Source organism: Mesorhizobium sp. M8A.F.Ca.ET.057.01.1.1, from assembly GCF_003952565.1.
Lineage (GTDB): Bacteria > Pseudomonadota > Alphaproteobacteria > Rhizobiales > Rhizobiaceae > Mesorhizobium.
Map to the genome: position 1 here is coordinate 1676395 of NZ_CP034454.1, position 22290 is coordinate 1698684.

A 22290-nucleotide genomic window follows, 5' to 3' on the forward strand; every position below is an offset into this window, starting at 1 on the left:
GATGTGGCTCCTGAAGCGCACGGCCTTTTATCTGCTGGTCGGGGCAATCGTGCTGATCGCGGTGTTTCCGTTCTACTATGCCATCGTCACCAGCCTGAAATCGGGGACCGAGCTGTTCCAGGCGGATCCGTGGCCGAAGGCACCCAGCCTCGACAATTATCGCAACGTGCTGGCCGAGGGCGCCTTCATGCGCAATCTCCTGAATTCGCTGGTCGTTTCGGGCGCGGTGGTGGCGCTCTCACTGTTCCTTGGCGTCACCGCGGCCTACGCCCTGGCGCGTGTCCGTTTTCGCGGCCGCTCGGCATTGCTGTTCGCCATCCTGTCGGTCTCGATGTTCCCGCAGGTGGCGGTGCTGGCCGGGTTGTTCGAACTGGTGCGGATGTTCGGCCTCTACAATTCGCTCTTCGCGCTGATCTTCTCCTACATGATCTTCACCTTGCCGTTCACCGTCTGGGTACTCACCGCCTTCGTGCGCGACCTGCCGGTCGAGGTCGAGGAGGCGGCGATCCTCGATGGCGCGACGCCATGGATCATCATTACCCGCATCTTCCTGCCGCTGATGTGGCCGGCGCTGGCGACCACCGGACTGCTGGCCTTCATCGGCGCGTGGAACGAGTTCCTGTTTGCCCTGACCTTCACCTCCAACGATGCGCGGCGGACCGTGCCGGTGGCGATCGCGCTGCTCTCGGGCAATTCGCAGTTCGAAATCCCGTGGGGCAACATCATGGCCGCCTCGGTGATCGTCACGGTGCCGCTGGTGGTGCTGGTGCTGATCTTCCAGCGCAAGATCGTCTCTGGCCTCACCGCAGGCGGGGTGAAAGGGTGAGCAGGGACCTTGCGCTCAGATATCGGGCGCGTTGCCGATCTTCTGCTTGAGCTCCAGCGCCCAGGCGCGGCCCTCGTCGCCGCCCCACAGCAGCCAGGCGATGGTGCCGGCGGAAGGGTTGTCTTCATTGCCGTAGTTCTTACCCCGCTTGTCGACCTCGTGGCGGGCAAAGTAGCTGACCATGCGGCGGATGGTGGACGGCGCCAGCTTCTCGCGGTTCATCAGTTCGGTGGCCCGCGCGACGCCGATCTCGGTGCCGCCGCGGCCGAACTGCTTGCGCAGGCGCAAACCCTTGGCGGCGTTGTCGGCCACCACTTGCGGACAGCGCAGGTCGATCTCGTCGGTCTCGCTCATTTCGTCCCTCCGTGATGAAAGCTGTAGCCGATGGAGGGAATGTCGCAAAGCCGAAGCGGTTCCGATGCAGGAATGTCGGAACCGGTTACGGCCAAACGTCCTTTGGGTCGCAGAGCAACCGCGCCGGGACGCTGCGCGCGGAACCAAGGAGCCGATCATGATCACCTTTCCCAACGAATCCGCCAAATACCGCACCGCACGCGAAAAGCTGCTGAAGAAGGAAATCGAGCTGCGCCGCGCCATGGAAGCCGTAGCCGAGGCGCGGCGCACCCTGCCGCCGGGCGGGCTGGTGCCGAAGGACTATGTGTTCGAGGGGCTGGATATCGCCGGCAAGACCGCGAAGATAAAACTGTCGGAGCTGTTCGCGCCCGGCAAGGACACGCTGATCCTCTACCAGATGATGTTTCCGCGCCACCCGCAAGAGACGCGCGACGTGGCGACCAGCGGCGGCACGGCGAAGCTCGCGCGGCCCGACCAGCCGTGCCCGTCCTGCACCGCGCTGCTCGACCAGTTCGACGGCGCGGTCGGCCATCTCGAAGCCGCCGGCTTCAACTTCGCCGTCGTGGCCAAGACGGCGCTCGAAAACCTGGTGACGCTCGGCAGCGATCGCGGCTGGCACAACATGCGGCTGGTGTCGTCGGCCAACAACAGCTTCAAGCGCGACTACAACGCCGAGGATGCCGATGGGGCGCAGATTCCGTTGCTGTCGGTGTTTCATCGAGATGCGGACGGCATCAGGCACTTCTGGTCGTCGGAACTCGGCTTCGCGCCAACCGAACCCGGCCAGGACCCGCGCGCCATCGGCACCTGCGAGATCCTATGGAACCTGATGGACTTTACCCCGGAAGGCCGGCCGGACTGGAACGAGCAGCTGCAATATGGCGAGGCGTGCTGCCACTGAGGCAGGCGCGCCCTTGCTGAAACTCTCGCTCAAGTCGGCGGAACATCGGAAGATCGGCTGCATTGATAGGAGACGGTTTCGACCCCTTCACGGATTCGAAGTGCGACCCACACTTAAAAACGTATGGGACCTGGTGCGAGAAAGCGTGGTTGGCTTTGTCAACGACAATGCCCTTAGTCATGGCGCGGCGATGGCCTTTTATGCCGCCACGTCGCTGGCCCCGGTTCTGATAATTGTCGTCGCGATAGTTGGCATCGCATTTGGTCATGACGCGGCACAGCTGGCCTTGTCTGCCCAGATATCGGGGCTGATGGGTGCAGAAAGTGCGGCGCTCCTACAGGCAGCGCTCGAAGGCGCATCCAGCAAATCATCGGGGACCCTGGCGGCCATCATCGGCGCGGTCACTTTGCTCGTAACCGCCTCCGCGGTGTTTGGCGAGATGCAGCAGGCCCTGAATGCAATATGGAAGGTCGAAGCGAAAGGGAGTTCGCTGTCGCGTCTCTTGCGCGCGCGCGCGGCAAGCCTCGGCCTGGTCGGCGCCCTCGGCTTTATGTTGCTGGTATCCTTGGTGGCGAGCGCCGCGATCTCCGCCCTGGGCAACGTGATCAGCGCTCATTTGCCGTTCGGCGAATTTGTTCTGAGCGCGATCAACACGTTGATTTCCTTTTCCCTGATCTCCGTGATGTTTGCTGCGATCTACAAAGTCCTGCCTGACCGTGCCTTGGAGTGGCGGGATGTCGGGATCGGTGCTGTCGTGACCGCCGCACTGTTCACATTGGGGAAGTCGCTTATCGGTTGGTATATCGGCACAAGTGCGATCGCATCCTCCTATGGTGCGGCCGGAGGGCTGCTCGTCATCCTGCTCTGGGTCTACTATTCATCGGAAATCTTTCTGCTCGGTGCAGAGTTGACCCGCGCCTATTCCGTTCGCCATGGGAGCAGGTCCGACCTGGACGGGTGGGTTCAAACTGCTCCCGCTCCACAAAACCTCGTTTCAATTCGCCGAAGGCCCAGCTCTTCGGGCGCCGTGGCGTTGTTGGCGGTGGCGAGCGTGAGCGCAATGATGACAGCCTTTCTGCTGGGGCCTCGTCGCCCGTAGGGAGTGGGCACGTTGCGGCAGTAAGGCTGCTTCCCCTGAGGAGAAGGGACGCGGCTGGCAACCTCACCGCATCTGCCGCGTTGGGTCTGCGAGGACACCTTCACGGAGCGTTTCGATGAAACCGCATCTCGCCATTGCCATGCTGGCCCTTCTGGCCGGAGCGCCTTCGGCCTTTTCCCAGCAGGCGGTCAGCACCTTGCCGGCGGTGTCGGAAAACAAGGTCGACACCGACACCTTCACCAAGACACTCGCAAGCGCCAACCGCTTCGAGATCGAAAGCAGCAAGCTGGCGCAGAAAAAGGGCGTCGCGGCCGATGTCGCCGATTTCGCGGCGCTGATGGTCAAGGACCACACCAAGGCCGGCCAGGATTTCAAGGCGGCGCTGGAAAAGAGCCAGACCACGGCATCCATCAAGCCCGAAGGCCCGCCGCTGCTGCCGAAAGACCAGACAATGCTCGACCAGCTCGAGGCGCTGGATGGCGAGGCCTTCCAGGCCAAGTACATCACCTTGCAGACCGAGGCGCACAAGCAGGCGGTGGCGATGTTTTCCACCTACGCCCGGTCCGGCGACGACCCGGCGCTGAAGGAATTCGCCAAGAAGACGCTGGAGGTGCTGAAGATGCACGAGATGCATTTGAGGGATGTGGCGGCGGTGCATTAGGGGGCTGGGCGTTCAAGGACAGCGCTCTACGGCGCCCCCCTCTGTCCTGCCGGACATCTCCCCCACGAGGGGGGAGATCGGCTGTCATCTCGGCCTTCGCCAATTTCCAACGTTGCAAGAAGAGAGCCGGCGCCGAAGCCGCCAATCTCCCCACCCGTGGGGGAGATGTCCGGCAGGACAGAGGGGGGCGCCGTAGGGTGCCAAGTCCGATGTCTCTCGCCCCGTGGCAACCCCACACCCAACATCGCCCTTTGCCTCCACCCGCCATGAACTACACTGCCCGACATCACCCTCGGGAGCACCCCATGCCCAAGATCGATCTCGCATCCGTGCCCGTCCGCAAAGGCTCCGGCTATCCCACCCCTTTCGACGCCCCTTGCGCCGACCGCACGCGGCGCCGCCTCGGCGATGCCGGCGGGCTCACCGATTTCGGCGTCAACCTGATGACCTTGCCGCCCGGCGGCTGGTCGAGCCAGCGCCACTGGCACAGCCATGAGGACGAGCTCGTCTATGTGCTGGAAGGCGAACTGGTGCTGGTCGAGGATGGCGGCGAGACGCTGCTCAGGGCGGGCGATAGTGCTGCCTTCGCCAAGAACAGCGGCAACGGCCACCACATGATCAACCGCTCATCGACGACGGCGCTCTATCTGGAGGTCGGCTCGCGCAAGCCGGACGATGTGATTACCTGCTCCGACATCGACATGATGAGCCCGAGTTCGGACGGGCGGTTTTTGCACAAGGACGGCACGCCCTATCCGGGGCAGGGGTGAGGGCTGGACCATGCGTCCGCGCTGGCGTTCCGCCCGTGTCGGGATAAGCTGCCTATAACCGCAGGAGTCGGCGCCAGCCCCCTCATCCGGCCGCTTCGCGTCCACCTTCTCCCCGCTGGGGAGAAGAGCTTGGCGCTGGCGCTCGTAATCTCCTCTCCCTCGGGAGAGGTCAGCCGAGCGAAGCGGAGGCTGGGTGAGGGGCCTGGCGCTAACCTTGCCAACCCAGGGAGCATCATCATGAAAAAACAAGTCATCGAAGTCCCCGTCATGTCTGACAAGGTGCGCTCACTCGGCCTGCCCTGTTCGACGGCGGTGAAGGCCAACGGCTTCGTGTTCATCTCGGCGACGCCGCCGGTGGACATGGTGACCGGCGAGATGGTGCGCGGCGACATCGAGGTCCAGACCGAGGCGTCGCTGAAAGCGCTGAAACACTGCCTGGAAGCGGCCGGCACGTCGCTGGAAAACGTGGTGATGGTGCGCATCTACGCCGTCAATTCCGGGTTCTACAACGCGATAAACAGGGTGTATGCCCGGTACTTTTCGACGAACCCGCCGGCGCGGAGCTTTGTGCCGGTGGCGTCGTGGCCGATGGAGTTCGATATTGAGATTGAGTGCGTGGCGGTGGCTTGAGGGCGCACTACAAGATTCCGTTCGCTGCGGCGGAGACCTTCAATTTGCTGAAAGCGCATGTTAGCTTCCTGTCTTGGAAGACTACTTTCTAAATACCTTTCTGGGGGCGGAAATGCGTAGTCTTTGGGTCGGGCTTCCTCGGCTTTTTACAATATTGGCGTTGGGCCTGTTGGCGGCGTCAACGGCTTCTCAATCAGCAGCCGCGGCATGCCCTGATATTCCCATGGCCGTGGCCGGTCCAATGACGGGAGATTGGGCCCTCATGGGCGAGGAAATGCGCCGTGGCGCTCAACTCGCAGCAGACGACATCAATGCCAAAGGTGGGATTGGGGGATGCAAGATAGCGCTTGTCGTCCTTGATGATCAGGGGAATCCGGTTACCGCCATCGCCATTGCCAAGGCATTTGCTAGGGACAGAGTTCGCTTTGTTGTCGGCCACTACAATTCAGGGTCTTCAATTCCAGCTTCGCAAATTTACGCCAAGAACAATACTGTGATGGTCAGTCCAGCATCCACAAATCCCGGGCTTACCGAATTCAAGCTCTGGAATGTTGTTCGCACGGCGGGGCGTGACGATGTTCAAGGGACGTTTGCCGGCGAATACATGGTGGATCATTTCGCAGCTCGCAATCTGGCCATCGTAAGTGATGGCACGCCCTATGGTGACGGCTTGGCGAACAAGGCCCGGAAGGCGCTGCGAGCAAAGGGGCATCCTGAAAAGCTGGCTATCAAGGTTAGATATGATCAGACCAATTTTGGGGATCTGATCGGCAGAATGAAAGCCGCGAAGATCGACGTTGCGTTCTTTGCCGGCTTGGGGGACCAGTTGGGCCGGCTTATTCGTCAAAGTGACGAGGCTGATATGCACCTGCAATTCATCTCCGGGACGGAGCCATGGTCAAGGGTCTGACTGGCTTGGCCGGGCCGGCTGTTCAGGGGACCCTGATCGTGTTTTCGCCCGAGGACCGGTCCAATCCAGCTGCAAAGGATGTGGTTGCGCGTTTTCGCTCCCAGGGGTTCGAGCCCGAGGCTTATACGTTGAAGTCCTATGCCGCCGTCCAGGTCATTGCCGGAGGTATCGAGATGGCAGGAGTCCAAGCGCCGAGGCTCGTCGCCGCCGCCATAAAATCAGGCAAGCCGATTTCGACCGTATTGGGCGATCTGACGTTCGACGCGAAAGGCGATCGGCGCCAGCCTGATGTGGCGATGTATGTCTGGACGAAACAGGCGAACGGTGGCCTGTCGTTGGAGCCGATGAAATAGGGCCGCTTGGCAGTCCGAACTTGAGATGTGAGTGCTGCCCCTCATCCGCCTGCCGGCACCTTCTCCCCGTTGAACGGGGAGAAGGGAGCCAATCACTCAAGCAAAATACTCCTGCAGCGGCCTGACCTCCAGGCTCCCAGCCTTCAACGCCGCGATCGCCTCCGCGACGGCCGCTGCGCCCGACAGCGTCGTGTAATACGGCACCTTCTGCATCAGCGTTGCCCTGCGTAGCGACTTCGAGTCCGACACCGCCTTCTGGCCGTCCGTCGTGTTGAAGACGATCTGGACCTGGCGGTTGCGGATGGCGTCTTCGATGTGGGGGCGGCCTTCGAGGACCTTGTTGATCTTTTCTGCCACGACGCCGTTTTCGGCGAGGAAGCGTTGCGTGCCTGAGGTGGCCAGCACCTTGAAGCCGAGGCCGGCGAGGCGCTTGACCGCCGGCAATATGCCTTTCTTGTCCTCGTCGCGCACCGAGACGAACAGCGTGCCGGAGCGGGGCAGGTCAACACCGGCGCCGAGCTGGCTCTTGGCGAAGGCCAGCGCGAAGTCGCGGTCCAGGCCCATGACCTCGCCGGTGGAGCGCATTTCCGGGCCGAGCAGGATGTCGACGCCGGGGAAGCGGGCGAAGGGGAAGACGGCTTCCTTGACCGCGATGTGGCCGGGGTTGCGCGGGTCGGGCATGGCGCCGTAATGTGAGAAGGCGTCTTCCAGCGTCTCGCCGGCCATGATGCGGGCGGCGATTTTCGCAATGGGACGCCCGATGGTCTTGGCGACGAAGGGCACGGTGCGTGACGCGCGCGGGTTGACCTCCAGCACATAGACCGTGCCGTCCTTGATCGCGTACTGCACGTTCATCAGGCCGCCGACATTGAGCGCGCGGGCAAGGCTTGCTGTCTGTCGTTCCAGCTCTTCGACCAATTCCGATGGCAGCGAGTGAACGGGGAGCGAGCAGGCCGAGTCGCCCGAGTGGATGCCGGCCTCCTCGATGTGTTCGAGAATGCCCGACACGAAGGTCGCCTTGCCGTCGCAGAGGCAGTCGACATCGACCTCGATGGCGCCCGAGAGATAGGTGTCGAACAGCAGCGGGTTCTTGCCCAGCAGCGTGTTGATCTGACCGGTCTTGTCGTTGGGGTATTTCTGCTTGATGTCCTCCGGCACCAGGCCGGGCACGGTGTCGAGCAGGTAATTTTGCAGCATGCCCTCGTCATGGATGATCTGCATGGCGCGGCCCCCGAGCACGTAGGAGGGGCGCACCACCAGCGGGAAGCCGAGCTCGCCGGCGACGAGGCGGGCCTGCTCGACCGAATAGGCGATGCCGTTCTTCGGCTGGCTGAGGTTCAGCTTGTGCAGCAGCTTCTGGAAGCGGTCGCGGTCTTCGGCCAGGTCGATCATGTCGGGCGAGGTGCCGAGGATCGGTATCCCTGCCTTCTCCAGCGCGTCGGCCAGCTTCAGCGGCGTCTGGCCGCCGAACTGGACGATGACGCCGACCAACTCGCCCGAGGCCTGCTCGGCGCGCAGGATCTCCAGCACGTCCTCCGCCGTCAGCGGCTCGAAATAGAGCCGGTCCGAAGTGTCGTAGTCGGTCGACACGGTTTCGGGGTTGCAGTTGATCATGATCGCTTCATAGCCTGCGTCGCGCAGCGCGAAGGCCGCGTGGCAGCAGCAATAGTCGAACTCGATGCCCTGGCCGATGCGGTTCGGACCGCCGCCGAGGATGACCACCTTCTTGCGCGCCGAGACCTGCGCCTCGTTGGCGAGCGCGCCGGCGAAGGGCACTTCATAGGTCGAATACATGTAGGCGGTGGGCGAGGCGAACTCGGCCGCGCAAGTGTCGATGCGCTTATAAACCGGATGAACGTCGAGCTTTTCACGAATCTTCTGAATCACTTCGGCGTCGGTCTTCGTCAGCGAGGCGAGGCGGGCGTCGGAGAAGCCCATGGCCTTCAACATGCGCAGATTGACGGCGTCCTCAGGAATGCCGTGCTCGCGGATGCGGGCTTCCATGGCCAGGATGCCAGCGATCTGTTCGAGGAACCACGGGTCGATCTTGCACATGGCGTGCACGTCTTCCAGCGACGTGCCCATGCGGATCGCCTGCGCCACCATGCGCAGCCGGTCCGGCGTCGGCGTGCCCAAGGCGGCGCGGATGGCGTTGCGGTCGTCGGCGTGGTTGGCCGCCACGGCGCCGTGGCCGAGGCCGGGGATCTCGATCTCGTCGAGGCCGGTGAGGCCGGTTTCCAGTCCGCGCAGCGCCTTCTGCAACGATTCCTGGAAAGTGCGGCCGATAGCCATGACTTCGCCCACCGACTTCATGGCGGTGGTCAGCACCGGCTCGGCGCCGGGAAATTTTTCGAAGGCAAAGCGCGGGATCTTCGTCACGACATAATCGATCGACGGCTCGAACGAGGCGGGCGTGGCGCCGCCGGTGATGTCGTTCTCCAGCTCGTCCAGCGTGTAGCCGACGGCGAGCTTGGCGGCGATCTTGGCGATCGGGAAACCGGTCGCCTTGGAGGCCAGAGCCGAGGAGCGCGAGACGCGCGGGTTCATCTCGATGACGACGAGACGGCCATCGGCCGGATTGACGGCGAACTGCACGTTGGAGCCGCCGGTCTCGACGCCGATCTCGCGCAGCACCGCGATCGAGGCGTTGCGCATCATTTGGTATTCTTTGTCTGTGAGGGTCAGCGCCGGGGCGACGGTGATGGAATCGCCGGTGTGCACGCCCATCGGGTCGATGTTCTCGATCGAGCAGACGATGATGCAATTGTCCGCTCTGTCGCGGACCACCTCCATCTCATATTCCTTCCAGCCGAGCACGCTTTCCTCGATCAGCACTTCGGTAGTCGGCGAGGCGTCGAGGCCGGACTGGACGATGTCGTAGAATTCGGCCCTGTTGTAGGCGATGCCGCCGCCGGTGCCGCCCATGGTGAAGGACGGGCGGATGATGGCGGGGAGGCCGACATGGTCGAGCGCCTGGGCGGCGATCGCCATGCCATGGCTGATATACCGCTGCTTGCGGTCGCCTTCGCCGAGGTTCCAGCGCGTTTCGAGCGCATCGAGCGCGGCGTCGAGATTGTCAGGTTTTTCGGCCTTCAGCGCGGCGCGCTCGGCCTCATGCGTCTTGCGGTCGGCGTTCTTGACGTCGGTGGCGTTGGCCAGCATCGACTTCGGCGTTTCGAGCCCAATCGTCTTCATCGCCTCGCGAAACAACGCGCGGTCCTCGGCCTTGTCGATGGCATGGGCATCGGCGCCGATCATCTCGACATTGTAACGCTCGAGCACGCCCATGCGGCGCAGCGACAGTGCGGTGTTGAGCGCGGTCTGGCCGCCCATGGTCGGCAAGAGCGCGTCGGGCCGTTCCTTGGCGATGATCTTGGCCACGACTTCGGGCGTGATCGGCTCGATATAGGTGGCGTCGGCCAGTTCCGGGTCGGTCATGATGGTGGCCGGGTTGGAATTGACCAGGATGACGCGGAAGCCTTCTTCCTTCAGCGCCTTGCACGCCTGGGTGCCGGAATAGTCGAACTCGCAGGCCTGGCCGATGACGATGGGGCCGGCCCCGATGATCAGGATCGACTTGATGTCGGTGCGTCTGGGCATGTCTATGAATTCCGTTCGGCAGCGGGCTTGCACAAAAAACCGGGACGGGAAGACCCGGCCGGTTGTGCTCGCGATTCTGGTATCAGGCTAGGAGGGCCTTATAGGGAAGAGTTTTGCCCGATGTAACCCCGAAAATGCGGGTTTGTGTGGCTCTCGGCAACAAGCGCTGTCCCGCCAGCGTCTCAATCCCCCAGCACCACCGTATCCATGATCTCGAAGCGCTCTGACACGCCAATGCGGATCATGTTGAGGCTGCCTTCCCTGGTGAAGCGGAAGTCGCTGCCGGCGTCCGAGCTTGCCGGCAGGCCGGCATCGAAGGAGATGACGCGGCTGCCGCCATCGGGCCAGGTCACGGTCACGTCGGCCTTGTCCGTACCCTTGCGCGTCACGTTCGCCGCGCAGGGCGCCATGGGCTGTCCAACGTAGCGGGCGCAGGGAATTTGCAGGGTTCCGTTCGCCGCCAGCGCCAGGCCATAGGCATCCTGCATGGCGATCTCCGCCGCGGATTTCGGCTTGGTTTCGGGGCTGGCCGGCTGGGTGGTGCTGCCCAGCCGAGCGGTCAGGTCGGGTGCATCGGGCGTCGCGCCGGTACCTCCTTCGGGGGCGCGCCGGCAGGCGTATCCGCGGCCTGGTCGGGCACCGTCGCCGGATTGAGGGGAATGAGATAGCGCGCTGGCGTCCAGCCGGTTGCCTTGGGATTGTCCGATTCGATCTTGCACCAAGGGTGGCCGTCAATGTCGTTGCAGCCGAGGTTTCGGACGCTCGCACCGGCGGCCAGACGGGCCTCGGTCTTGCCGATCGGCGATGGCTTGGCGCGGACATTGAGCAGGTCGTCGGGGGCGAGCCCGGTGACAACGGAGATGAACGGCGCCTCTTCGGCATGGGCCGGCACGACAGCCGGCCACGCCATCAGCAGCGGAGCGGCAATCAGCGCATGCAAACTTTGTCGGAGCGTGACCGTGCGCCTCATCATTTGGCTGTGCGCCGTACTCAAATCACCCTGCCGCGGCGGTCGCCGCATGCCCGGCCGGTTTTATAAGGGACGACGCGCCGCCATGTAAGTCGGAAAATTCAGTCTAGCCATGGTGCTGGGCCGCTTCCGGCATGAAGCCGGTGCGCAGGCCGTGCGCCCATTCCGGGCGTCCCGCCTGTTCGGCCTGACGCGCCGCCGCCTCGTGGTCGTAGTCCACCGCGATCATCTCGAATCGATCCTGCCGACCGGCGCCGCCCAAGGTGACGATGCCGTAGCGGGCGTGCGGCGAGCCCTGTTCGGAGACATGCGCCGGCGGCGTGTCGTCGTCATAGGCAGGGCAGCCGATGCTGCCCGGATTGAAGATGACTGGACCGTTCGGGATGCGGATCAATTCCGCGCGGTGGCTGTGGCCGCAGAGCGCAATGCGGCAGGCCGGGTCGAGTGTCTTCAGCCGCCGCCGGATCGCCGCCAGCGGGGCGCGCACCAAATGGCCATCGGTCACGGCATCGAGCAGATATTTCTCGTCATGGTCGGGGCGGGCATGGAAGGCAATGACGCCAGGCGCGACCTCCAGGGTCAGCGGCTGGGCGAACAGCGCATCGCGCTGCGCCTGCGTCAGCCGCTCCTGCGCATAGACATCGGACGCCCACATGGTTTCGTCAGGGGGATCGGCGGCGACGCGGCGGTCATGGTTGCCGCGCACCGTCGGCAGGTTGAGCGCTTGCAGCCGTTCCATCGTCTCGCGCGGCCACAGCGGCCCGGAAACGCTGTCGCCGAGATTGACGGTGAGGTCGGCGCCGCCGCGCCGCGTCAGGTCCTCAATCACGGCGTCGAGGGCGAGAACGTTGCCGTGGATGTCGGCGAGGACGGCTATGCGCATGAGGAGATTCCCGGTGGGTGGCAGGACCTGGCTTCCTTACCCGCGCTTCGCGAGGGAGAGGAAAAAGTTCAGGCCGGCATTTCCAAATCATGACCGCCGACCGCGGGCAGGGCGGTGTCGTCCGCGGCCGCGGCGATGACACTGTCGAGCAAGCCGGGGAAGCGGGCGTCGAGATCGGCCCGGCGGAGCGTGATCATGCGGTTGGTGCCGACCACCTCGGCGCGGGTGACGCCGGCCTCGCGCAGTTTGGCTAGGTGGTAACTCAGATTGGTCTTGGAGGCGAGGTCGAGGAAGCGGCTGCAGTTCAGTGGCACGCCTTCCTTGCTGGCCAGATAGCGCACGATGGCGAGCCGCGTCGGGTCGCCGAGCACGCCGAGCACGATGGGCAGGCTGATCTGGTCCGTATTGGGGTGTGGCAAGGTCATGGCAGGAACCTAAGCACAGTTCGGGCCGATTTCAACGCGTCGATCCTGCTCGGCCCATACACACTGCTTCTCCTTCCCGAGACCGTCCTGACACAGGGCTGTCAGCATAGTTCAGCTATTTTGCCCTGGCTTCATTGACATCATGGCCCGTTATGTCCAATTGTTCAATAACTTTTGAACTAAGGACACATTCCCATGGACAAGAGAATCTTCTGGCTGGCGCTCGGATCGTTCGCGATCTCGACGGAGGGCTTCGTCATCTCCAGCCTTCTGCCCGACATCGCCAGGGATGCCGGCATCTCCGTGCCGCTCGCCGGCTCGCTGATCACCGCTTTCGCGCTTGCCTATGCGATCGGCACGCCGATCCTGGCGACGCTGACCGGCGAATGGGACCGGCGCCGCGTCATCCTGTGGACGCTGGTGTTCTTCGTCATCGGCAATGTCGTCGCCGCCCTGAGCTCATCCTTCGAAGTGCTACTCGTCGCGCGCATCATCATGGCGCTGTCGTCGGGGCTGTTCGCGGCGACCGCGCAAGGCACGGCGGTGGCGCTGGTCGATGACCATCACCGGGCCCGCGCCATCGCCGTCGTCGTCGGCGGCACCACGGTGGCCGTCGCCATCGGCGCGCCGCTCGGTGCGCTGGTCGCGGCCATCGCCGGCTGGCGCGGCACCTTCTACGCCATTGCCGGCCTTGGCGCGCTGGCCGGCGCCATCCTGTGGTACCGGCTGCCACGCGGCATTATCGGCACCCGGCTGCCGCTGAAGCGCCGGCTGGCGGCGGCGATGCGTCCCGGCGTGATGCCGATCCTAGTGACGACGGCGCTTGCCCTCATCGGCGCGTTCACCGTGTTCAGCTTCATCGCGCCGCTCGCCATCGAAGGCGCCGGGCTGTCGCCGATCGCGCTGCCGGGCATGCTGCTCGCCTTCGGCGCCGGCGCCGTCATCGGCAACATTGCAGGCGGCCAGGCCGCCGATCGTTTCGGCGCGACGCGCACGGTCGGCTGGTCACTGACGCTCTCCGCCGCCATGCTCGTCACCTTCTCGCTGATCCCGACCTTCCTGCCGCATCACCTCGCCGGACCGGCGCTGATGGGCATGATGGTGCCGTGGGGCATCGTCGGCTGGGCCTTCCCGCCGGCGCAGGCGAGCCGCATCATCAAGCTCGCCCCCGACGCGGCCCCGATCGTGCTGTCGCTCAATGCCTCGGCGCTCTATCTGGGCGTGGCGCTCGGTGCCGTGGTGGGTGGAGCGGTATTGCGCTACGGCGCGCCGGCCGATCTCGGCCTGATCGCCGCGGCCTTCCCGGTCATCGGGCTCGGCATCGTGCTGGCGGGGCGGGTGTTTGCCAGACCGGTAGCGATGCCGGCGGAATAAGACCGGCCCCGAGGCTTACATCCCGGTTTTTTACGCGGCCGCTTCTTCAGCTGGAAGGAGTGGCCACGGGCAGTTCCAGGTTCAACGCAGCCACTTCATCGAGCGTGGCCCGCAGTTTCGCGGCCTGCTCGGCGCCGATCATGGCCTCGAATTGCCGCTGGGCAACGCTCCATAGCTTGATCGCCTCGTCGAGCTTGGCCTGGCCGGCCGGCGTCAGCCGCACGCGCTTTACGCGGCGATCGTCCTTGTCGGCGAAGGTTTCGACATAGCCGTCGCGGACCAGAGGCTTCAACGTGTGGCCGAGTGCCGAGAGATCCATGATCAACGCCTCGGCAATGGCTCCCATCGCCGGCTCGCCGCCGACACTGATCTGGAAGAGCAGGCCGAACTGCGTGCCCTTCAAGCCGGAAGGCGCCAGCGCATCGTCGTAGAAGCGGCCGAGCCTGCGCGCGGTGCGCCGCAAGGTGGCATTGTTGCACTGGCTGAATCCCGGCTGCTGAACGTCGGTCATGTCAACTCCTTGCCGGAGCATTTCCGGCGAAAACGGCATCGCTCCAATGCTCTCTCTTCTTACGCAATTTCGGGCGCAAAACCGCTGAGCACTTCTGCTGGAATTGCTCTGGCAGGGGCGCCAGCCTCCCGCAGAAATAGTTTTCGTGGCCGCCGTTGACAAGATAGTGGCATATACCTATTTCGGAAAAGTGGCATATGCCACTAATTAATACCAGGACAATGGGCTCGGCTGCCGGCGCGTTGGTCGAAGCCGAATAAGAGCGAACAGAAGGAACGTGACAATGAGCAAGAACGACAACAAGGGGACAGCCGTGATAACAGGCGCTTCCTCAGGCATCGGCGCCGTCTATGCCGACCGGCTGGCGGGGCAGGGCTATGACCTGGTGCTGGTGGCGCGCCGCGCCGATCGGCTCGGGGAATTGGCCGAGAAGCTGCGCCATGCCTACAGCCGTAACGTCAGCGTGATCGCGGCCGACCTGTCCGACGACGACGATGTGCGCCGCGTCGAGAAGGCGATATCAACCGACGAGAGTGTGACGCTGCTGGTCAACAATGCCGGCCTTGGCGGTCAGGCAGTGGTGGCAACCGCCGACGCGGATGCCGCCGAGCGCATGATCAAGGTCAATGTCGTGGCGCTGACCCGGCTGACCCGAGCCGTGCTGCCTGGACTGCTGGCGCGCAACCGTGGCGCCATCGTCAACATCGCGTCGGTGCTCGCCTATGAGACCTCGTTCGGCGGCATCTACAGCGGAACCAAGGCCTATGTCGTCAACTTCACCGAAGCCCTGCACCGCGAGGTCGCGGGCACCGGAGTGAAGGTGCAAGTGGTGCTGCCGGGGGCGACCCGGACCGATTTCTGGGAACTTGCCGGCAGCGATATCGATACGCTTCCGAAGGAGATCATCATGACCGCCGACGATATGGTCGATGCCGCTCTCGTCGGCCTGGCCCGGGGCGAAGCCGTCACCGTGCCAGCGCTTGCCGATACGGGAAAGCTGGATACGTTCCTCAGCGCCCGGCAGGCGTTCTATGGCAGCTTGCACGCCGACAAGCCGGCGGCCCGCTACGCGGCCTGAGGCCACTTCGGTCTGGGACTCTGGCGCTTGTGCACATCTTCCGTGACCAGCGTGGCGGATCGGCCCGAGGCTTAATTGCCACGTGGTTCCCCAAATCCGTCGCGGCTTCGCCGCGCCACCTTTCCCCCTCCGGAGGGAAAGGAAGGGAGCGCTACTGGGCGAGCATTGACGGCAAAGAGCCTGGCGCTTTTCCTCTCCCCCGTCGATCGGGGGAGAGGTGGCTCGGCGAAGCCGAGACGGAGTGGGGGTCGACCAGCGCGGCACAAGACAATTCACGCGCTAAGCCGTCATGCCACGCGATCGCCGCTACCAGAGCCGCCTGGAAATGCGCGCGTCCCGTAGCGCTATGGCGGGGCAAGAAACCCAACTCCTGGAAGGCCGACGCTTCTAGAGCCGTTCCGCATTTCACGGAATCGCCGAACGGCTCTAACTCTTTGTTTTTACGCAATTCCGAACGGAAAACCGTTTCACACTTTTCCTGGAATTGCTCTAATGCGTCTGCCACATCGGAATGATCGAGGCGGCGAGCACCAACGCCAGCACGATGTTGAGCGCTCGCCATTGCCACTCGGTCTTCAACAGCCGTGCCAGCACCATGCCGGCCGCGCACCAGGCAGACAGCGAGATGGCCGCGGCAAGGCCGAAGGTCGAGCCGAGCAGGAGCGCCAGTTGTCCTGGCCCGTCGGCAAGCGCGGCGAAGGAGGCTGCCGCGCCCAGTCCCATCGCCCAGCCCTTCGGGTTCATCCACTGGATGCCGGCGCCACCGAAGAAGCTGTTCGGCCTGGCCATGGTCACGTCAAGATTGGGTGGCCCGGCGCGGCCTATTCTGATTGACAGCCAGAGGAGATAGAGCGAGCCGGCGATCTTCATGGCAAGCTGCAGCGACGGCATGGCAAGCAGCAGCCCGGCAAGCCCGGCGGCGGCGGCCCCTGTCACGGTAGCGAGCCCGGCGGCGCTGCCGATCATCAGCGGGATCGACCTTCGGAAGCCGAACCGGGCCCCGGAAGCGGTCGACAGGGTGGTGGCGATGCCCGGCGTGGCGGTGGCCACAAAGGCAAACAGGATCAGCGGCAAGATAGGCTGGAGCATGGGGCATCCTTTGTCGGCAGCTCCATGGTAGACGTGGTCTTACATCAGTAAATGCAATGTTTGCGATGATCAGCATTAGCATCTATAATGCAGAATGATCCGCAATCTCGACACTAGCCTCGTGCGCACCTTCGTCACCGTCGCCGGCAAGGCCAGCATGACGGCGGCTGCGAACGCGCTGCATCTGACGCAGGGCGCGGTCAGCCAGCAGGTCAAGCGCTTGGAGGAGATGCTCGGCTGCAGCCTGTTCGAGCGCGACCGGCGCGGTCTGCGCCTGACCCATTCCGGCGAGCGGCTGTTCGACAAGGCCAGGCGCCTGCTCAGCCTCAATGACGAGATCTGGACCGAGATGGTGGGGAGCGCTGTCGCCGGCCAGGTGCGGCTCGGCGTGCCCTACGACCTTGTCGGCACCTTGCTGGCGCCCGTGCTGAAAGCCTATGCCGAAGCCTATCCCCAGGTCGAGATATCGCTGCTCTGCGCCTCCTCGCCGGAACTGGGGGCGGCACTGGCGGCGGGAACCATCGACCTCGCGGTGATCGAGGAGCGGGTCGGCCCGACCTCGGGCGAATGCCTGGCCATCGACCGGCTGGTCTGGGTCGGGGCAAGGGGTGGGGCGGCCCGCGCCAAGCGGCCATTGCCGGTCTCGATCGTTGCCGACACCTGCGCCTTCCGGCCGGTGGTGCTGTCTGCACTCAACGCGCATGGGCTGGAATGGCGCAGCGTGTTCGAGAACGGCAATATCGACGCGACCACGGCGACGGTGCGCTCGGACCTGGCCGTCACCACATGGCTGGCTTCCACCGTGCCGGCGGATCTCGACATATTGCCGTTCGACGCCGGCCTGCCGCCGCTGCCGAATTTTGCCATCAACCTGCATCTGCCGGGACATGGCGTGGGTACGGCTGCGCGGGAGTTCGCGCGGCATATCCGTGAGGGGCTGGGGCGGAGGGCGCAGGCGGCTTGAGACCAAGCAGAACCTGGTTTCCTCTCCCCCCTCCGGAGGGAGAGGAAAGGTGCCAAGGCCGGGTCCCGCTATTTCCAGTTCTTGCGCCGCTCGAGTTCGGCGCCGGATGGCTCGCCGGTGACAAAGGAGCCGACCTCGATTTCGCCCGCGCGCTCGTAGGTCGCCATGATGACGCCGGTGGTGGAAGCCTGCGATTTGACAAGCTTGAAGGCGGCCGGCATCGCGGCATCGCCGAACAACCGCTTGCCCCTGCCCAGCAACAGCGGGAAGATCATCAGCCGGATCTCGTCGATCAGCCCGTTGGCGAGCAAGGTCTGGATCAGATTGCCCGATCCCTGGATGAGCAGGTCAGGTCCATCTTCCTGGCTGAGGCGGCGCAAAGCCGCGATGATGTCGGGCCCAAGCGCGTGCGTGTTCTGCCAGGCCAGAGTATCCGGCCGATGCGTCGCCACATATTTGGTCGCGGGGTTGAAGGCATCCGCGATCGGATCTTTCTGATACGGCCAGTACGCGGCGAAGATGTCGTAGGTTCTGCGGCCGAGCAGCAGGGCGAACGGTTTGGAGAACAGGTCCTCCATTGCCGCGCTCGCCACCTCGTCAAAGTAGTGGAACGTCCAGCCGCCGAATTCGAACCCGCCGGCCGGATCTTCTTCCGGACCGCCCGGCGCTTGCATGACGCCATCGAGACTGACGAAGGTCGCGGCGATGATTTTTCTCATCCGTCTTCTCCTTTTTGCGATCCGCGCCATCACGGCCGGATTCAAGCTTACGACGAACGGCAGGCTTCCTTTTCGACACGCGACGACAAATTTCTAGCCGTTGTCGCCGGCGTGAACGGGATCGGAAGAGAACCAGACTTCGCCGAGGATTGCCGTGGCGGTGCTGTCTGGCTGCCTGTCCTCAATCAGCCAGACAGAACGGCTGCGCGTGGCCTCTTCGCGTGTCGGGATCTTCGCATCAGGAGGGATCGCCGAGGCGCCGACGCAAGGGATGAACCACGAGCGCATGAACGGATGGCAGGCAAAGCCTTTCTCGCCGCGGGTCACCATCACTGCGAACGGAATGCTCTCGGCCGGACGCCACGGGAAGATCATGCGGCCACCGGGGCGCAGCGCCCTCAGCCATCCGGCGGGAGGGGCCACGACGCCAGCATTGACATAGATGATGTCGGATGGCGGCAGGGGCGAGGTCACGGCATCGCCATGGACAACAGTCGCATTGCCATAGGCTTCGAGATTTCTGCGCGCCAGTTCGGCCATCCGGTCGTCGAGCTCGAAAGCGGCGACGGTGCCGCCTGGCGAAACCAGCGTGGCCAGCAAAGCCGTGTAGTAACCGCTGCCGGCGCCGATATGCGTGACGGCCTCGCCGGGTCTTGGCGCCAGCTTTCCGATCCACATGGCGTGCAGGAACGGCTCGCCATTGTTGATGCCCTTTTCGGCGTCGAGCGTCACCAGCACATTCTGGTAGACATGGGCCGGGTCGGCGCTCGGCGTCGTGATCTTGGCGTTGCCGGCAATGACCGTCCATGGCCCCGGACCGAGAAAGGCTTCGCGCGGCACGCTGGCGAACATATCTTCCAGGCGGGGATCCGATGAAGCGGTGTTGGCCGCCATCAGCCGCGCGTAGAATCTCCTGATGTCTTCGATGTTGCTCATGGCATCGGGAAAGATAGAGCGATCTGGCGGTTTGTCCCGGGATTAGACGGAGCTTCAACCAACGCCGGACATGGTGTCGTAGAGCAGCTTGAAATTGAGCACCAGGATGATGGCCGCGACCACCCAGGCCAATGCCGCCACGCCGCGCGGGATGGCGAGGTTGCCCATCTTCTTCTTGTCGGAGACGAACTGCACCAGCGGAATGACCGCGAAGGGCAGCTGCATGGACAATACCACCTGGCTGAACACCAGCAACTGGCCGGTGCCTTTCTCGCCATAGAGGGCGGTGACTGCCACCACAGGGACGATAGCGAGGCCGCGCGTCAGCAGCCGCCGTGCCCAGTTGGGGATGCGCAGCCGCAGAAAGCCTTCCATGATGATCTGGCCGGCGAGCGTTGCCGTCACCGTCGAGTTGAGGCCCGAGGCGAGCAGGGCCACGGCAAACAGGATCGAGGCGATGCCCAGGCCCAGCAGCGGCGACAGGAGCTTGAAGGCCTGGTCGATCTCGGCGACATCCTGGTGGCCGGTGTCGTGGAAGGCGACCGCCGCGACGATCAGGATTGCGGCGTTGACGAACAGCGCCAGCATCAAAGCGATAGTGGAGTCCGCCGTCGCCCATTTGATGGCATCGCGCTTGCCCGCGTCGGTGCGTTCATAGGCGCGGGTCTGCACGATCGAGGAGTGCAGATAGAGATTATGCGGCATGACCGTGGCGCCGATGATGCCGATGGCGATGTAGAGCATCGCCGGGTTGGTGACGATCTCGGAGGACGGCACGAACATCGAATGCAGGATCGTGCCGGCCGGCGGGGCGGCAACGAAAATCTGGATGGCAAAGCAGCTGAAAATGATGATCAGAAGCGCGACGACGAAGGCTTCAAGATAGCGGAACCCCTTGTTCATCAAGAGCAGCACGAGGAAAGCGTCGAGCGCGGTGAGTATGGCGCCGCCGATCAGCGGGATGCCGAACAAAAGCTGCAGCGCGATCGCGGTGCCGATCACCTCGGCGAGGTCACAGGCGATGATGGCGAGCTCGCAGGCGATCCACAGCACGAAATTGACCGGGCGCGGGTAGTAGGCGCGGCAGGCCTGGGCGAGGTCGCGGCCGGTGGCAATGCCAAGCCGCGCGGCCAGCGCCTGCAGCAGGATCGCCATCAGGTTGGACAGCATGATGATGAACAGCAATGTGTAGCCGAACTGGGCGCCGCCGGCGAGGTCGGTCGCCCAGTTGCCCGGGTCCATATAGCCGACCGAGACCATGTAGCCCGGCCCCATGAAGGCGAACAGCCGGCGAAACCAGACGCCCGAAGTCGGCACCGCGACGCTGGAATTGACCTCGCGCAGACTGGGCTGATCGTCCTCCTCCCGTTTGGCGAACCGCCATGCGGACCGGGGGGCTGTGACGTCTGCTTCTGACATGAAAAGGCTTTCCGCAGGTTCCGGAGAATGCGCATAAGCTATGCCATGGCTCAACATTATGCAATAGGCTATATTTCATTGTCGGTGCTTGTTGTGAGGCGGGCAGCCGGAGGCGCCGGTTGCACCTCTCGCGGAATGCAAATAAACGGCCTGAAGAATCAGAGCCTGTGCTATAAAAGCAGCGACGGCTAAACTTCCGAGGAGGAGCGCGCATTGGCGCTGAAGAACAGACCGGTTCCGCGTGAGCCGTTGCTCGATGCCGATGTCCATTCGGAAGGGTTCCGGCAGACGCGCGAAGCGCGCCGTAGCGCGCTGGTCGAGGATTATGTCGAGCTGATCGCCGACCTGATCGAGGACGGCAACGAGGCGCGCCAGGTCGACATCGCCGCGCGGCTCGGCGTCGCCCAGCCGACGGTGGCCAAGATGCTGACGCGGCTGTGCGCCGACGGGCTGGTGTCGCGAAAACCCTATCGCGGCGTCTTCCTCACCGAAGCCGGTCGCAAGGTCGCACAGGAAAGCCGCGTCCGCCACCAGACGGTGGAAGCCTTCCTGCGCTCGCTCGGCGTCAGTGCCGAGACGGCGCGCATCGACGCCGAGGGCATCGAGCACCATGTCAGCGCCGAAACGCTGGACGCGTTCCGCAAGGCGATGACGGCGCGCTGAGGCGTGTCATTGCCGGGTTGCCGGACAGCATTAGCCGCTGGAACCGCCGCCGCTTATGCGCGTTGCATCTCATCGCGCGCTTGTTGCGCGCCAGGGAGGAAGCAATGGGCGTCGAGCAGGCACCGACCGCAAAAGGCAAACAGGCAGCCACAGGACTAAAGCAGGCGGCGGCCAGGGATGAGCGCAAGACCGAGGCCGAAATGGGTCACTCGCTGAAGAAAGGCGCCGATCGTTTCGAGGAACGCTCGAAAAGCTCGGACGGCAAGAGCGCCGGCGCCAAGCAGAAAAAGTAAGTCCGCCAGCAATTCTGGGCCGATGCTGATGACGATCGAGTGGCGCCCATCCGAACGCTTTGTCTTTCAAGGACATTCAATTGCCTGGGGTGTGATGGGGGAAGGACCGCCCGCTGTCGTTCTCCATGGTACGCCATTCTCCTCGGTGGAGTGGCGCCGCATCGCGCCATGGCTCGCGAAGCAGCGGCGCGTCCACTATTTCGACATGCTTGGCTATGGCTGGTCGGACAAGCCTGACGGCGATGTGTCGCGCGGCATTCAGAACGAATTGTTCGCGGCGCTCTACGCCCACTGGAAGCTGGAACGGCCCGACGTGGTCGCGCATGATTTCGGCGGATCGACCGCTCTGCGCGGTCATCTGCTCAACGGTTTGGAGTTCCGCTCGCTGGTGTTGATCGATCCAGTGGCCATCAGCCCGCAAGGTTCGCCGCTGGTCCAGGCAGCCAAACAGAACGAGAAGGTTTTTGCCGATCTGCCAGCGTATGTTCACGAAGCGATCTTGCGCGCCTACATCGATGGCGCGACGTACAATCCGCTACGCGAAGACGAGATGCAGGCCTATCTGCGTCCATGGCTTGGCGACGAAGGCCAGAAGGCCTTCTGGAGGCAAGTCGCGCAGATGGATGACAAGTACACTGAGGAGGTGGAGTGGCGATACGACGAGATTCGATGTCCGGTCACCATCCTCTGGGGCGACAATGACGATTGGATCCCGGTAAAGGACGGCCGGGAACTGGCGCGGCGCATTTCCGGCGCGGCGTTTGAAACAGTCCCGAACGCCAAGCATCTCGTCCAGGAAGACGCGCCGGAAGCGATCGCCGCCACGGTCCTTCAGTTCTGGCGGAGCATGGAAGCCGGCTAG

General features: G+C 63.9%; 25 protein-coding genes. 14 read left to right on the top strand and 11 right to left on the bottom strand.

The features are described 5' to 3' along the window. Position 1: 1 nt before the first annotated feature. The gene (locus EJ077_RS07540; protein WP_135930941.1) at positions 2–826 is read left to right on the top strand and encodes a carbohydrate ABC transporter permease; all 825 of its coding nucleotides are present in this window, start codon (positions 2–4) and stop codon (positions 824–826) included. Between the two features lie 15 nt (positions 827–841). Here the strand turns inward: EJ077_RS07540 and EJ077_RS07545 are convergent, their stop codons facing one another. Beyond that, positions 842–1180: a hypothetical protein gene (locus EJ077_RS07545; protein ID WP_208700868.1), complete on the bottom strand. Its 339-nt coding sequence runs from the start codon at positions 1178–1180 to the stop codon at positions 842–844. Between the two features lie 157 nt (positions 1181–1337). Here EJ077_RS07545 and EJ077_RS07550 point away from each other — a divergent pair, with 157 nt between their 5' ends. The 7 genes from EJ077_RS07550 (at position 1338) to EJ077_RS32515 (ending at position 6504) form a co-directional block, all read left to right on the top strand. After that, on the top strand, positions 1338–2081 hold the full coding sequence (locus tag EJ077_RS07550) for a DUF899 family protein (protein WP_208700870.1): 744 nt from the start codon (positions 1338–1340) through the stop codon (positions 2079–2081). A gap of 100 nt (positions 2082–2181) precedes the next feature. Further along, positions 2182–3180 carry a YihY/virulence factor BrkB family protein gene (locus tag EJ077_RS07555; RefSeq protein WP_208702930.1) on the top strand — a complete coding sequence of 333 codons (999 nt, stop codon included), beginning with the start codon at positions 2182–2184 and terminating at the stop codon, positions 3178–3180. A gap of 115 nt (positions 3181–3295) precedes the next feature. Beyond that, positions 3296–3841, top strand: coding sequence for a DUF4142 domain-containing protein (locus tag EJ077_RS07560; protein ID WP_208700873.1), 546 nt, complete (start codon positions 3296–3298; stop codon positions 3839–3841). A 305-nt stretch (positions 3842–4146) separates the two neighbouring features. After that, positions 4147–4611, top strand: a complete 465-nt coding sequence (locus EJ077_RS07565; RefSeq protein ID WP_208700875.1) for a cupin domain-containing protein — start codon at positions 4147–4149, stop codon at positions 4609–4611. Positions 4612–4848: 237 nt separating this feature from the next. Beyond that, the gene (locus tag EJ077_RS07570) at positions 4849–5241 is read left to right on the top strand and encodes a Rid family hydrolase (RefSeq protein ID WP_208700877.1); all 393 of its coding nucleotides are present in this window, start codon (positions 4849–4851) and stop codon (positions 5239–5241) included. Between the two features lie 262 nt (positions 5242–5503). Continuing rightward, positions 5504–6151: a branched-chain amino acid ABC transporter substrate-binding protein gene (locus EJ077_RS32510; RefSeq protein WP_281040197.1), complete on the top strand. Its 648-nt coding sequence runs from the start codon at positions 5504–5506 to the stop codon at positions 6149–6151. After that, positions 6136–6504: an ABC transporter substrate-binding protein gene (locus EJ077_RS32515; RefSeq protein WP_208700881.1), complete on the top strand. Its 369-nt coding sequence runs from the start codon at positions 6136–6138 to the stop codon at positions 6502–6504. Before EJ077_RS32510 ends, EJ077_RS32515 begins: the two co-directional genes overlap by 16 nt. A 96-nt stretch (positions 6505–6600) precedes the next feature. Here EJ077_RS32515 and carB read toward each other — a convergent pair whose 3' ends face one another. The 5 genes from carB to EJ077_RS07600 form a co-directional block, all read right to left on the bottom strand. Continuing rightward, positions 6601–10104 (bottom strand): carbamoyl-phosphate synthase large subunit, encoded by a 3504-nt coding sequence (gene carB, locus EJ077_RS07585; protein WP_208700883.1) that lies wholly within the window; start codon positions 10102–10104, stop codon positions 6601–6603. Positions 10105–10286: 182 nt separating this feature from the next. Further along, on the bottom strand, positions 10287–10592 hold the full coding sequence (locus EJ077_RS31905) for a hypothetical protein (RefSeq protein WP_245458662.1): 306 nt from the start codon (positions 10590–10592) through the stop codon (positions 10287–10289). 71 nt (positions 10593–10663) lie between these two features. Further along, complete coding sequence (locus tag EJ077_RS31910; protein WP_245458663.1) at positions 10664–11077, bottom strand: SH3 domain-containing protein; 414 nt, start codon at positions 11075–11077, stop codon at positions 10664–10666. A 103-nt stretch (positions 11078–11180) separates the two neighbouring features. Further along, complete coding sequence (locus EJ077_RS07595) at positions 11181–11957, bottom strand: metallophosphoesterase family protein (protein WP_208700885.1); 777 nt, start codon at positions 11955–11957, stop codon at positions 11181–11183. Positions 11958–12025: 68 nt separating this feature from the next. Beyond that, entirely contained in the window at positions 12026–12382 is a 357-nt protein-coding gene (locus EJ077_RS07600) for an ArsR/SmtB family transcription factor (RefSeq protein WP_135884117.1), read from the bottom strand. A gap of 195 nt (positions 12383–12577) precedes the next feature. Here EJ077_RS07600 and EJ077_RS07605 point away from each other — a divergent pair, with 195 nt between their 5' ends. Continuing rightward, positions 12578–13756, top strand: a complete 1179-nt coding sequence (locus EJ077_RS07605) for an MFS transporter (protein WP_208700887.1) — start codon at positions 12578–12580, stop codon at positions 13754–13756. Between the two features lie 46 nt (positions 13757–13802). Here EJ077_RS07605 and EJ077_RS07610 read toward each other — a convergent pair whose 3' ends face one another. Next, complete coding sequence (locus EJ077_RS07610; protein ID WP_208700889.1) at positions 13803–14267, bottom strand: MarR family winged helix-turn-helix transcriptional regulator; 465 nt, start codon at positions 14265–14267, stop codon at positions 13803–13805. 283 nt (positions 14268–14550) lie between these two features. Between EJ077_RS07610 and EJ077_RS07615 the strand changes: the two genes are divergently transcribed. After that, a complete protein-coding gene (locus tag EJ077_RS07615; RefSeq protein ID WP_208700891.1) occupies positions 14551–15345 on the top strand; it encodes an SDR family NAD(P)-dependent oxidoreductase in 795 nt (264 codons plus the stop codon). Positions 15346–15834: 489 nt separating this feature from the next. On the opposite strand, the gene EJ077_RS07620 is transcribed toward EJ077_RS07615, so the two are convergent. Next, positions 15835–16434 (bottom strand): LysE family translocator, encoded by a 600-nt coding sequence (locus tag EJ077_RS07620; RefSeq protein WP_208700893.1) that lies wholly within the window; start codon positions 16432–16434, stop codon positions 15835–15837. 94 nt (positions 16435–16528) lie between these two features. Between EJ077_RS07620 and EJ077_RS07625 the strand changes: the two genes are divergently transcribed. Then, positions 16529–17398: a LysR family transcriptional regulator gene (locus EJ077_RS07625; protein WP_208700895.1), complete on the top strand. Its 870-nt coding sequence runs from the start codon at positions 16529–16531 to the stop codon at positions 17396–17398. 68 nt (positions 17399–17466) lie between these two features. On the opposite strand, the gene EJ077_RS07630 is transcribed toward EJ077_RS07625, so the two are convergent. The 3 genes from EJ077_RS07630 to EJ077_RS07640 form a co-directional block, all read right to left on the bottom strand. Further along, complete coding sequence (locus tag EJ077_RS07630) at positions 17467–18117, bottom strand: dihydrofolate reductase family protein (protein ID WP_208700897.1); 651 nt, start codon at positions 18115–18117, stop codon at positions 17467–17469. A 93-nt stretch (positions 18118–18210) separates the two neighbouring features. Continuing rightward, positions 18211–19053, bottom strand: coding sequence for a protein-L-isoaspartate O-methyltransferase family protein (locus EJ077_RS07635; RefSeq protein ID WP_208700899.1), 843 nt, complete (start codon positions 19051–19053; stop codon positions 18211–18213). A gap of 54 nt (positions 19054–19107) precedes the next feature. After that, positions 19108–20472 (bottom strand): Nramp family divalent metal transporter, encoded by a 1365-nt coding sequence (locus tag EJ077_RS07640; protein WP_208700901.1) that lies wholly within the window; start codon positions 20470–20472, stop codon positions 19108–19110. A gap of 213 nt (positions 20473–20685) precedes the next feature. Here EJ077_RS07640 and mntR point away from each other — a divergent pair, with 213 nt between their 5' ends. From mntR to EJ077_RS07655, 3 genes are all read left to right on the top strand, one after another. Continuing rightward, entirely contained in the window at positions 20686–21135 is a 450-nt protein-coding gene (gene mntR, locus EJ077_RS07645) for a manganese-binding transcriptional regulator MntR (protein ID WP_208700903.1), read from the top strand. A gap of 104 nt (positions 21136–21239) precedes the next feature. Continuing rightward, positions 21240–21428 (top strand): hypothetical protein, encoded by a 189-nt coding sequence (locus tag EJ077_RS07650; protein WP_208700905.1) that lies wholly within the window; start codon positions 21240–21242, stop codon positions 21426–21428. 94 nt (positions 21429–21522) lie between these two features. Further along, on the top strand, positions 21523–22290 hold the full coding sequence (locus EJ077_RS07655) for an alpha/beta fold hydrolase (protein ID WP_245458664.1): 768 nt from the start codon (positions 21523–21525) through the stop codon (positions 22288–22290).